Source organism: Bacillus sp. FSL W8-0640 (assembly GCF_038007725.1).
GTDB classification, from domain to species: domain Bacteria; phylum Bacillota; class Bacilli; order Bacillales; family Bacillaceae_G; genus Bacillus_A; species Bacillus_A cereus.
Map to the genome: position 1 here is coordinate 1286997 of NZ_JBBOXT010000001.1, position 12836 is coordinate 1299832.

Consider the following 12836-nt stretch of genomic DNA (forward strand, 5'->3'; position numbering starts at 1 on the left):
AAAAATGAGCGAATATTTATCAATTCAACACATTCAAAAACAGTTTGATGCATTTACAGCGTTAAAAGATATTTCTTTTACTGTGAACAAAAATGAGTTTGTATGTTTATTAGGCCCAAGTGGTTGTGGGAAAACGACATTGCTTCGAATTTTAGCAGGTCTAGAAGAGGCAACAACAGGTAGTATAGCTGTGAATGGAAAAGATATTACAGCATTACCTCCTGGAAAGAGAAACTTCGGAATGGTGTTTCAATCGTATGCATTATTTCCGAATTTAACAGCACTTGAAAATATTGAATACGGCTTAAAGACAAAAAAATATGGAAAAGCAGAAGTAAAAGAGAAAGCGCTAGAGGCGTTAAAACTTGTAGATTTACTGAATGTAAAAGATAAATATCCTGCTCAAATGTCTGGTGGACAACAGCAGCGAGTGGCACTTGCACGTGCGCTCGCTCTGTCTCCAGATATTTTGTTACTTGATGAGCCGTTATCTGCTTTAGATGCGAAAGTACGTGAAAAGTTACGTAGAGAAATGCGTGATTTGCAAGAGAAAGTAGGAGTAACAACTATTATGGTCACGCATGATCAAGAAGAGGCATTAACGATGGCTGATAAAATTGTTGTAATGAATCATGCGGAAATTATGCAGATTGGAACACCAGAGGAGATTTATCAAAGACCAGCCAATCCGTTTGTGGCAGATTTTATTGGTTCTATTAATTTCTTTTCGAAAAATAACGAAGAGCATGCAATTCGTCCTGAACATGTAACAATTGTACAAAAGGACGGTATTAAAACAGTTGTGGAAAGTATGGAGTTTCGTGGATCTGTATATCGGACGGAAGTGCGAGTCGTAGAAGAAAACACACACCTTTATAATGAGAAAATTGTAGTGGATATATTAGCATCAGAAGTAGAAGTAGCTGATATTAGAAAAGGAAAGCCGATTCAAATCTCTTTCTCAGAAAATCATATGTTGTCATATGGAAAGAAGGTCATTGTATAGATGGAGATGTTAGAAAACTACAAGGTAGAAAGTGCGAAAAAAAAGATTAAGAGAAGTATAGGGAAAGAGGAATGGATCCAAAGGCTTGTAATTATCGGTATGATTCTTTCCTTCCTTATCATACTTGTATTACCACTATTACAACTATTTACACAAGCTTTTTATAATAAAGATGGAGTTTTCATTGGTTTAGCGAATTTCAGTAAATATTTCACAACACCGACTTTAGTTCAGTCTTTACAAAATACGGTATGGATTTCGGGCGCAACAACAATTATTTCAGTTTCAATTGCATTCGTTTACGCATATGCAATTGCCCGTACGAATGTTTTTGGAAAGCGTGTATTTCAGTATGTAGCGTTATTACCATTGTTTGCACCAACGATGATGCATGGTATAGCACTTACATATTTATTTGGTAATCAAGGGCTAGTAACGAAAGGAATGTTTGGGTTATTTGAAGGTATACAAATCCCTTTATATGGACCAGTAGGAATTGTAATAGCTGAAGTTATGTATACATTTCCGCAAGCCTTTCTCATATTACTAATTGCCTTTCAAGGATCCGATTATCGTTTATATGAAGCTTCTAATATGCTAGGGGCGAGTAAAACAAAACAATTTTTCACGGTTACTTTACCTAGTGTAAAGTACGGATTAATTAGTGCAATGTTTGTTGTGTTTACACTTAGTTTCACTGATTTTGGGGCACCAAAAATTGTTGGTGGACAATATAATGTGCTTGCTACTGACGTATACAAACAAGTAATTGGACAGCAAAATATGTCGATGGGTGCAACAGTTGGAATGATTTTATTAATCCCAGCTATATTCGCATTTGCAGTTGATCGTATTACGCAAAGAAAGCAGGCGAATTTCTTATCTTCAAAAGCAGTACCATACAGAATAATAGCTAATAAGAAAAGAGATGTCATCTCATTCATATACTGTAGTGTGATTACATTTATGATCATTCTGTTATTTGTGGCAGTTGGTATTGCTGCAAGTGTGAAAGTATGGCCATATAATATGAGTTTTACATTTGAGCATTTTAATTTTTCGAGTTTAACAGGAGATGGACTTGAAGCATTTAAAAATAGCGTAATTGTTTCAGCAGTTACAGCAGTTATTGGGGCGATTTTAACATTTGTATTTGCATATGCAATTGAGAAAATAGACCAGCTACAATTCTTCCGAAAAACAGGTTACTTTTTCTCTATCGTTCCTTTAGCCATACCAGGTTTAGTACTCGGATTAGGATATGTCTTTTTCTTTAGTCAACCAACGATTCAAATTTTGGGACTATCAGTAACGAACCCGTTTCATTCTTTATACGGAACAATCGCTGTGTTAGTACTAGTAAATATCATTCATTTTTATTCTGTAACATTTGTCACGGCAACGACTGCTTTAAAGAAATTAGATCGAGAGTTTGAGCTTGTTTCGCAGTCGATGGGTATTCCGTTTTATAAAACATTCTTTAGAGTAACGGTACCAATGTGTTTACCAGCAATTTTAGAAATGGTAATGTACTACTTCGTAAATTCAATGGTAACTGTATCGGCAGTTGTATTCCTATATGCAGCTGATTTTAAACTAGCTGCCGTATCAATCGTAAATATGGATGATGCAGGAAATGTGGCGCCAGCAGCTGCAATGAGTGTGCTTATTGTTGTTACAAATATTGTAGTAAGAGTTGTATATGAATGGGGAACGAAAGCACTTCGTAACCGAACTTCACAATGGCAAAAAAGATAAGTAAGAAAGGTGATGGACAGAATGAAAATTGAAGCAGTTATTTTTGATTGGGCAGGGACAACAGTTGATTACGGATGTTTTGCACCACTAGAAGTATTCATGGAGATTTTTCATAAACGGGGTGTAGCAATTACAGCAGAAGAAGCTCGTAAGCCAATGGGGTTATTAAAAATAGATCATGTAAGGGCACTTACTGAGATGCCTCGTATTGCGAGTGAGTGGAATTGTGTTTTCCGAAAATTACCAACAGAAGCAGACATTCAGGAGATGTATGAAGAATTTGAAGAGATTCTCTTCGCTATTTTACCGCGCTATGCTTCGCCGATTAATGGAGTAAAAGAAGTGATTGCTTCTTTACGTGAAAGAGGAATTAAAATTGGTTCAACGACTGGTTATACGAGAGAAATGATGGATATTGTAGCAAAGGAAGCAGCGTTACAAGGATATAAACCTGATTTTCTTGTTACGCCAGATGATGTTCCAGCAGGCCGTCCATATCCATGGATGTGCTATAAAAATGCAATGGAACTTGGTGTGTATCCGATGAACCATATGATAAAAGTTGGGGACACAGTATCAGATATGAAAGAAGGTAGAAATGCTGGAATGTGGACAGTTGGTGTAATTCTTGGCAGTAGCGAGCTCGGTTTAACGGAAGAGGAAGTGGAGAATATGGATTCGGTAGAACTTCGTGAAAAAATAGAAGTAGTTCGCAATCGTTTCGTTGAAAATGGGGCGCACTTTACGATAGAAACGATGCAGGAACTCGAAAGCGTAATGGAACATATCGAGAAACAAGAACTTATTATTTCATAAAAGGGGAATAGGATCATGACTGAAAATCACTACTTATTATTAACACCAGGACCATTAACGACAACAAAATCAGTAAAAGAAGTTATGCTATACGATTGGTGTACGTGGGATGATGAATATAATACGATGGTGCAAGAAGTAAGAGCTAAACTTGTATCGTTAGCGACGAAGGAAGAAGAGAAATATACAACAGTGTTAATGCAAGGAAGCGGTACGTTTTCAGTTGAAGCAGTAATTGGTTCTGTTATTCCGGCAAATGGGAAGATTCTCGTTTGTACAAATGGTGCGTACGGTAAGCGCATTGTGCAAATGGCAGAGATGTTACAGATTGATGTAGTGGTCAGTCAAACAGAAGAGTGGGAACCTACTAATATTGTAGAAGTAGAGAAGTTATTGCAAGAAGATAAAGAGATTACGCATATTGCAGTTGTTCATTGCGAAACGACGACAGGCATTATAAATCCAATTGTAGATGTATGTAAATTAGGAAAACAGTATGGAAAGGTTACAATTGTTGATGCGATGAGTAGTTTCGGCGGGATTGAAATAGACATTGCTGATTTACAAATTGATTTTTTAATTAGTAGTGCGAATAAGTGTATTCAAGGGGTTCCTGGATTCGGATTTGTAATCGCAAAACGTGATGAATTATTGAAGTGTAAAGGGCAAGGACGCTCTTTATCTCTTGATTTATATGATCAATGGGAAACGATGGAAAAACAAAATGGGAAATGGCGTTTTACTTCACCTACACATGTTGTACATGCTTTTTATCAAGCACTACTTGAACTAGAAAAAGAGGGAGGAGTAAGAGCGCGTTACAATCGATATTACAACAATCAAAAACTACTAGTAAATAGAATGGGAGAAATCGGATTTAAGCCACTAGTAGATGAGGAATACCAATCTCCTATTATTACATCTTTCATTTATCCAAAAGAGGGATTCGAGTTTCAACAGTTATATAACGAATTAAAGCGTTATGGATTTGTTATTTACCCTGGGAAAATTTCGAAAGTAGATACGTTCCGCATTGGAAATATCGGTGATGTACATGAACAAGATATTAATCGCTTAGTTGATAGTATTGCTAAAGGAGCTGTTATTGGGTGAAAGTGTTTTGCTTAGGTGGAGCAGGTAAAATTTGTCGCGAAGCTATTTTGGATTTAGTTCAATTTTCATCTTTTGAGACAATTACAGTAGCTGATTTTAACGAGGTAGAGGGCCGTAAAGTAGTAGAATGGCTCAACGACCCTCGTGTTGATTTTGTAAAAGTAGATGTAACGGATCACGAGGATACGGTTGCAAAAATGATTGGTTATGACATTGTAATGGACGGTACGACGATAAAGTTAAACAGATTGTCGACCCGCTGTATTGCAGAAGCAGGATGTCACGGTGTGAACTTAAATGGATTTGGTGAAGAAAATGAATCGCATGCTATATTTGTTGAAAATGAAAAGATATGTTTACCTGGATTTGGCATGACGCCGGGTGTAACGCAAATGATGGCAATGCATGCAGCAAATCAATTGGATACTGTAGAGTCTGTCCGTGTAAGTCACGGTTCGTATCGTCCGATTGCTTTTTCTGCATCAATTACAGAGACAACGACATATGAATATGATCCATATTTACCATCGCGTACAGTGTATGAAGATGGTGAATTTAAGCAAGTACCTCCGTTTGCGCGTCCGAGAGAAATAGAATTGCCAGAGCCTTATGGTAAGGCAACGCAGTATATCATTCCGCATTCTGAAACGATTACGCTAGCAAAGGCATTAGAAAATAAAGGTGTCAAACTGATAGAGACGAGAGGAACTTGGCCACAGCAAAATATGCAACTTGTACGTGCTTTATATGATTACGGCATATTGCGTAATGATCAGATTGAAATAAACGGGAAAGAAATAGGCATTATGGATTGTATTTCACAGTATTTATTGCAATCGAAAGAAGGGCAAGAAACAGAGCTTTATGGTTATGCACTTCATGTAGAAGTAATAGGTATGAAAAATAATGAGAAGCAAAGACATGTGTTATATCATACACATCCGTTATCTGATGGTTCTATTGTAGGATGGGAAAAATTAAGAGCGTATACGAGAAACGTCGGTATTCCATTTGGGATTGCTGCAGAGTTAATTGCAAATGGAAATGTAAATAGGGTGGGTGTTGTTACGCCTGAAGAAGCCTTTGAAAATCCACAATTGATTTTTGATGAGCTAGCAAAGCGCGGTATTCATATTCATGAAGAAGTTTCTACTTATAAAGAAAATTATAGCTTTGTATAAGTAAGGACGTTTATAAGGGAGATATAAATGAGGTGAAGCTATGTCTGTAGTAGGAGAAGAAAGAAAGCGAACCATTCTTGAAAAGGTAGAATTTAAAGGGAAAGTAAAGGTTTCAGAATTAGCGAGAGAATTTGCTGTATCAACAGAAACGATTCGTCGATATTTAGAAGAATTAGATCGTGAAAAGAAGCTGAAAAAAGTGTATGGTGGAGCTGTTCAACTTCCAGGCGCTGGAGTAGAGGCACCAATGTTAGAAAGAGAAATGCTACATATAGAAGAGAAGAAAAGAATTGGTTATAAAGCAGCGACATTTGTAGAAGACGGTGATGTCATTGCAATTGATGATGGAAGTACACCGCTTCAAATGGTTCCATACCTTGTTCATCGTAAAAATTTAACGATTGTAACAAGTTCATTTCCAGTCGCAACACAATTAATTTCTTCTATTAATAAAAAGATGTTTCACGGTGAAGTTTTGTTTATAGGTGGAAAAGTATCTCCAAAGCATTCGCGTGTATCAGGGTCTATTTCTCAGCAAGTCATACAGCAATTTCATTTTCATAAAGCGTTCGTTTCGATTGATGGGTTATTACCTAGTTTTGGAGTTTCCAGCTTTGAATTAGAGAAAGCGAAATTGTCAGAGGCGATGATGAAATTAGCTGAGAAAACATATATTTTATGTGATCATACGAAGGTAGGCGTGAAAGGGAATTATCGTATAGCAGCAATTTCGCGTATTCAACACGTAATTTGTGATAAAAAAATGCCATATAGCTTTGAAGAAGAACTTAAGAAGCATAATATTCAGTGGACAGTTTGTTAAATACAGTGAAAGCACATAAACTCCCGCCTAATTTTTAGGAGGGAGTTTTATTATCTGTAAATCGTAAAATAAAAGATTTGCAGTTATGCAAAAAGTGGACACATTTTCTCACCTCTTTCATATAATTTACCAATACAAAAAAAGTTGGTCGAAGGAAAGAAGGGAGAACATGTCAGAACGAATATATAATAAACTTGTATTGTACGCGAATATTTTGCAAAAAATCGGTGTCATCAATGAGAAGGAAAAAAGTGAAATTCTTCATACGATAGGTAAAAAAGCCCTTTGAATAAAGGGCTTTTTTATTTTTTTATCTTTAAAAATATAAATTTAATGTAATATTCTCATTGACAATGATAATGATATTCATTATCATTTATTTGTGGATAATTGATAATACTTATCAATTGTAAAGATTATATATGATAGGGGATATTATTTTGAAAAAAAATTACATGAAGGCGCTAGTAGTAGCGACAACATTAGCAATTCCATTTGCTACGTACTCTACTCCAGCATTAGCGGCATTAAAAGTTGAAGCAAATCAATCGGTAGCAGCAGCGAGTGATCGCACGTATGATACTGAGATTAAAATATATAAGGACCAAAAAGATGAGCCATCTATGGTTTCTCAATATATAAAAGATCCTAAAGTAACGATTGCAGCTGGCAAAAAAATTGTCACTGTAACAATGCAAGATAGTGATTATTTTCAATATCTTAGAATAGAAGATAGAAACCAGCCTGGTGTATTTCATGATGTGAAGGTTTTGTCAGAAGATAAGAGGAAGAATGGAACGAAAGTAGTTCAATTTGAAATTGGTGAGTTTGAGAAGAAGCACAATATGCAAATGCATATACTTATTCCAGCTATTGGATATGATCACAAATATCAAGTTCAATTTGAAATTAAAGATCCAACTGTAGGTAACAAAGAAACAGAGAAACCAGATGATAACTCTAATTCAGGCAATACGGAAACGGATAATCCAGTTGATAATCAAAATATGATAACAGATAACAAATTAAGAGAACTTGTGAATAAAAAAGTATTTAATAGAAAAGATTTAAATACACCAATTACGAAAGAAGAGTTATTACAAGTAAAGGATTTGTTTTTAAATACGAATGAGATACTTGATTATAGTGCATTAAAATATATGCCAAATTTAAAATCTTTAACAGTTGCGAATGCGAAGATAAAAGATCCGTCGTTCTTTGCGAACTTAAAGCAATTAAGTCATTTAGCTTTGCGTGGTAATGAATTTTCAGATGTAACGCCACTTGTTAAGATGGATAATTTAGAATCTCTTGATTTAAGTAATAATAAAATTACAAACGTTGCACCACTAACTGAAATGAAAAATGTAAAAAGTTTATTTCTATCAGGCAACCAAATAGAAGATGTAACAGCATTAGCGAAAATGGAACAACTAGATTACTTGAATTTAGCAAATAATAAAATTACGAACGTTGCTCCATTAAGCGCTTTGAAAAATGTAACATACTTAACTTTAGCAGGTAATCAAATTGAAGATATTAAAGCGTTATATTCATTACCTTTAACAGACTTAGTATTAACACGTAATAAAGTTAAAGATTTATCCGGCATTGAGCAAATGAAGCAATTAGAAGAATTGTGGATTGGGAAAAATGAAATAAAAGATGTTACTCCTCTAAGTAAGATGACACAGTTAAAACAATTACACTTACCTAACAATGAGTTAAAGGATATTACGCCATTATCAAGTTTAGTAAACTTACAAAAGCTTGATTTAGAAGCGAATTATATTTCAGACTTATCACCAGTTAGTAATTTGAAAAAATTAGTATTTCTAAGTTTTGTTGCAAATGAAATCCGTGATGTCCGACCAGTTATAGAACTAAGTAAGACGGCTTATATTAATGTCCAAAATCAAAAGGTATTTTTAGAGGAAACAGAAGTAAATAAAGAAGTAAAAGTACCTATATATGAAAAAGATGGTGAGGTTTCTACGAAAATCCGTCTGAAGAGCGATAACGGTACGTATAGTAATGGTGTAGTGAAATGGAGTACACCAGGTGAGAAAATATATGAATTTGGTGTGAAAGATCCATTCGCGGATACAGGAATTTTCTTTACAGGGTCTGTTATTCAAAATGTAGTAGAAAGTAAAGACGGTAATACGTCTAAAGAAGATGAGAAAACAGAAGTGGTAGAATTTAAAGATGTACCAAAGGGACATTGGTCAGAAGAAGCAATTAATTACTTAGCGAAAGAAAAATTATTTATAGGCTATGGAAATGGTGAATTTGGATTTGGTGATAACATTACTCGTGGACAAGTAGCTCTTCTAATACAAAGGTATTTAAAATTAGAAAATAATCTAGTACCAAAAACGGCATTTACAGATACGAAAGGAAATATGTATGAAACGGCTATTGATGCAGTGGTTCAAGCTGGAATTATGACAGGCTATGGAAATGGTATGTTCCGTCCAGATGGAGTATTAACTCGATATGAAATGTCAGTAGTATTACAAAGAGTATTTCAGTTAAAAGAAAATGAAAATAGTGCAGAGAATTTTAAAGATATACCAAATGACCATTGGGCGAAAGGATATGTGAAAGCTTTAGTGGATAATAAAATATCAAAAGGCGATGGGGAAGGGAATTTTTTAGGAGATAATTTCGTAACACGTGAACAATATGCACAGTTTTTATATAATGCAATAAAGAAATAAAGTGAAACTTTAATCAGTGGGGGTTTTGTTCATTCCCCACTGATTATTAGCCCTCACTAATCGGGCTGCCCGTTAATGCGGAATAAAAAATGAGGAAAATACGCTATTCTTTAATTAAAGAGTAGCGTATTTTTATGTACAAAATGAAATAGGAAATAGATAGGAGTATAGACATATGAATAGCCTATTTTAAAGAAGAACCACGAAACTATATTGACAAAAAAGCGTTCTCATGTGATAATTCAATTAATTTTTAGAATAATCAAAAAATATTCCTTTTACATAGAAAGGATTCGAACCTTATATGAATATTATGCCGGGGGTGACGAAATGTTATTTTTTCTGAAGAAATGGAATGAATTAAAAGATGTGAAATCTGAATTGGCACTTCGTGATTGGTTTTATGGTACCAAAATTAGCTTATCGCTATGTACGTCAAAAGAGCCGTTAACATTCTTAGTAAATGTTGAAGGAAGAGATAAAGGGCTATTTTCGGAAGAAGATTTTATTGTCGTAAATTGCATGTGCGAGTCAGTATTTGAAAATGAAGAAAAACCAGCTGCAGAGTCATTTATGCATGCGGATATTTATAAAAAAAGTAGTGCAGGATGTATTTTACAAGTGCAGACTGTAGATAGTCATTTAATATCAGAGTTATATGGGGAAGAAGGAGAAGTAACGTTCGATAAACGCAGTGTGGAGCGTGTTTTCGGAAAAGAAGGTATAACAGAAATGACAATTCCAATTGTAGAAGATGAAAAAAAATTCGCTGATTTATTAGAAAGGAATGTTCCGAATTTCATTGAAGGTGGAGGAGTAGTTCTTGTTCATAATTACGGCATGATTGTGTGGGGAAAAACGCCAGAAGAGGCGAAAAAATGGCTAGAGGGTATAGAATATTTAATGAACTATCATGTAAAGTTATTAATGATTAAGGGGGCAAGGAGCTCTGTTATATAAAAATGGATGTGATATAGCTACAAGTTAATAAATAAATGAAAGCGTTTTAAAAATAATTTCACTCATAAAATATAGGTCTCCTTATTATATATAGATTACATGTTGACATGTAAGGAGGAACATATTTTGCGAGTTAAATATCATTTTCTGCCAAAGCAGCAAGTAACATTTTGCAAAATAAATGATTCTGGTGAAGAGGCACTGCAAATGATGAACGAAACGGGATTTCGAGCCATCCCGGTATTAGCAGAAGATGAGAAGAAATTCACGGGGATTATTTATAAAGTAGATTTATTAGAAAAAAAATGCAATAGCGGATTAGAGCATGTAAGTGCAGGGGATATGCTCGATGATTCCAATGCATTTATTTTTGAAAAGGATTCCTTCTTCAGAGCCTTTTATGTAATTCGTCGGCTTCCGTTTTTAGCCGTGCTAAATGATTATAATGAATTTGTCGGTATGTTAACGCATTCGAATATATTTGATGTTATTGAAGATTCATTTGGTATGCGAACAGGTGGTTATATATTAACAATTGCAACACAAGATTGTAAGGGAACGATTAAAGAGCTTGGGACATTGTTAAAAGCATATAATATCGGTGGCCTATTTACGCTAGATAACGGTGATCAATATATCCGCCGCGTTATTGTAAATATATCAGATGAGTTAGATGAAACAAAATTAAAGCAATTAATCGGAAAAATAGAGAAAAAAGGATTCAGAGTGAGTCACGTAGATTATATTTAAGTTAAAAAGAAAAGTACCTATCTGTTATATATAGATAGGTACTTTTTTGTCCCACTATTTGTGGGTAGTAAAATCCACGCCTCAAAATTTGGTGAAAGCAAAGAAGTTAGGTGGGCGGGTGTTACCTGTAAAAGCCCAATTGGTGAGGGCTGATTATATGTGAGTAATGAACTTTATTTTGAAACAGGAGGCGGGGATAATGCTAGATCAGATAAGAAAATAAAGTCTCCATGCTCACGAATTTTAGGGATAGAAGTTTCAATAACGCGTGATGTAATTTCACCTGGGGGGCCCACATGCCCGATAGCTACCATAATAGGTTTTTCTTGAATTTTTTTGATGAGTAATTGGGCTTGTTTTGAAATATGTCCTGCTGTATACACATCATCAAAAAATAGTTGGTTTTCAATAATAGGAACTCCTAATTCTTTTCCGATTTTTGGGACGACACTATTAGGATTCGTTTTACTATCTAAGTAAAATAAACCGTGTTTTTTACAAGCAGCAAGTATAAGGCGAACAATTCTTTCATCCGCTGTTACTTTTGACCCCATATGATTGTTCATTCCAATTGCATGCGGTACTTCTTGAATGGCTTGTTCAAGTCGGTTGTTTATTTCTTCATCGCTTAAATCAGTTGTAATTGCTTTCGGCCCAAGCCATTCTTTTTTACCTTTTATAGGTTCCATTGGCATATGTATAATAACTTCATGGCCTTTCTTATGGGCAGCTATTGCGTCTTCTTTTGTGGAAGGAAGAAAAGGCATAACAGCAACAGTGAGTGGAATGGGAAGTGATAACATTTGATTAGTCCCCTTCATATTATTACCGAAATCATCAATGACAATAGCAACTTTATTCGTATGAGCATTTGCTTGAATAGGAAATAAGAAAGACGGTAAAAACAAAACAATGATGAATAATGCAATCGTATATTTTCGCATATAAATATTTCCTTTCTATTGTTATCCTGCTATTTGTGGGTAGTAAGACTCCCACCTCAACATTGGGCTGGATAGGTGGGAGATTCACTGCCTACCCGATTGGTGAATGCTAATTATCAGTGGGGGCTGAACAAAAAAACACTGATTAAAGTTTCACTTTATCAATCATCATTATGTTTTGCTTTTTTATATAAATTAAACAAAAAATGTCGAAGAAAAGTAGGTGGAAAATTAAGAATCCCCGGTTTACGTAGAATTTATAAAAAAAGAAGATGAAAAAAATGTCTATTATTGCGAATGTATTTACAAAGATAGAATAATTTGTAATAATTCTCAAAGTGAGGGTAAAGATTTGTAAATTACAGGGAGAAAATGTTAAATTTTCTGATTCTTCAAATTTGCATATGATTAAGTAGTTAAAAAAAGTCAATGGAGAAGTGAAGTTAAGAGCATGGAAGTATAATAAGGGGGATATGGATGTTTACTGTAAAAAGGAAGTACACATTAGAAAAGCTTTCACGTGATATTCATATGAAACGTGAAGAAATGATTCAACTAGGATTAACAAGTGGGCTAAATAGTAGGGAGACAATTCAAGTTAGTCAAGAATTGGACAAGCTTATTTTACAATATCAATGTTATAAAGAAAAACAAACACCGAAATGGTTTTCAATTATAAAAATACCTATTTTCCAAATCGGGTATGAAGGAAAATCAAATAATTTTTGGCGAATGCTTGTGGCTGGTTTTATGAAATAAGTA

11 protein-coding genes are annotated in these 12836 nt (G+C 34.6%); 10 read left to right on the forward strand and 1 reads right to left on the reverse strand.

Annotated elements, in window-relative coordinates:
* Nucleotides 1–4: 4 nt before the first annotated feature.
* The 9 genes from N2V80_RS06700 (at nucleotide 5) to cbpA (ending at nucleotide 11130) form a co-directional block, all read left to right on the forward strand.
* A complete protein-coding gene (locus tag N2V80_RS06700; RefSeq protein ID WP_000006190.1) occupies nucleotides 5–1006 on the forward strand; it encodes a putative 2-aminoethylphosphonate ABC transporter ATP-binding protein in 1002 nt (333 codons plus the stop codon).
* A complete protein-coding gene (locus tag N2V80_RS06705) occupies nucleotides 1007–2764 on the forward strand; it encodes a putative 2-aminoethylphosphonate ABC transporter permease subunit (protein WP_000425514.1) in 1758 nt (585 codons plus the stop codon). It begins immediately after the preceding gene.
* 21 nt (nucleotides 2765–2785) lie between these two features.
* The gene (gene phnX, locus N2V80_RS06710) at nucleotides 2786–3580 is read left to right on the forward strand and encodes a phosphonoacetaldehyde hydrolase (protein ID WP_061654693.1); all 795 of its coding nucleotides are present in this window, start codon (nucleotides 2786–2788) and stop codon (nucleotides 3578–3580) included.
* A 15-nt stretch (nucleotides 3581–3595) separates the two neighbouring features.
* Nucleotides 3596–4693 carry a 2-aminoethylphosphonate--pyruvate transaminase gene (phnW, locus tag N2V80_RS06715; RefSeq protein WP_000138230.1) on the forward strand — a complete coding sequence of 366 codons (1098 nt, stop codon included), beginning with the start codon at nucleotides 3596–3598 and terminating at the stop codon, nucleotides 4691–4693.
* Nucleotides 4690–5874, forward strand: a complete 1185-nt coding sequence (locus N2V80_RS06720; protein WP_061654692.1) for a saccharopine dehydrogenase family protein — start codon at nucleotides 4690–4692, stop codon at nucleotides 5872–5874. Before phnW ends, N2V80_RS06720 begins: the two co-directional genes overlap by 4 nt.
* 40 nt (nucleotides 5875–5914) lie before the next feature.
* On the forward strand, nucleotides 5915–6697 hold the full coding sequence (locus N2V80_RS06725) for a DeoR/GlpR family DNA-binding transcription regulator (RefSeq protein WP_000117667.1): 783 nt from the start codon (nucleotides 5915–5917) through the stop codon (nucleotides 6695–6697).
* 422 nt (nucleotides 6698–7119) lie between these two features.
* Nucleotides 7120–9420, forward strand: a complete 2301-nt coding sequence (locus tag N2V80_RS06730) for an NEAT domain-containing leucine-rich repeat protein (RefSeq protein WP_002060989.1) — start codon at nucleotides 7120–7122, stop codon at nucleotides 9418–9420.
* Nucleotides 9421–9750: 330 nt separating this feature from the next.
* Nucleotides 9751–10380 carry a class II aldolase/adducin family protein gene (locus N2V80_RS06735; protein WP_000896005.1) on the forward strand — a complete coding sequence of 210 codons (630 nt, stop codon included), beginning with the start codon at nucleotides 9751–9753 and terminating at the stop codon, nucleotides 10378–10380.
* Between the two features lie 126 nt (nucleotides 10381–10506).
* Nucleotides 10507–11130 (forward strand): cyclic di-AMP binding protein CbpA, encoded by a 624-nt coding sequence (cbpA, locus tag N2V80_RS06740; protein ID WP_001264207.1) that lies wholly within the window; start codon nucleotides 10507–10509, stop codon nucleotides 11128–11130.
* Nucleotides 11131–11303: 173 nt separating this feature from the next.
* On the opposite strand, the gene N2V80_RS06745 is transcribed toward cbpA, so the two are convergent.
* Nucleotides 11304–12074 (reverse strand): divergent polysaccharide deacetylase family protein, encoded by a 771-nt coding sequence (locus N2V80_RS06745; RefSeq protein WP_061654691.1) that lies wholly within the window; start codon nucleotides 12072–12074, stop codon nucleotides 11304–11306.
* A gap of 477 nt (nucleotides 12075–12551) precedes the next feature.
* Between N2V80_RS06745 and N2V80_RS06750 the strand changes: the two genes are divergently transcribed.
* Nucleotides 12552–12833: an aspartyl-phosphate phosphatase Spo0E family protein gene (locus N2V80_RS06750; RefSeq protein WP_000495536.1), complete on the forward strand. Its 282-nt coding sequence runs from the start codon at nucleotides 12552–12554 to the stop codon at nucleotides 12831–12833.
* Nucleotides 12834–12836 lie beyond the last annotated feature (3 nt).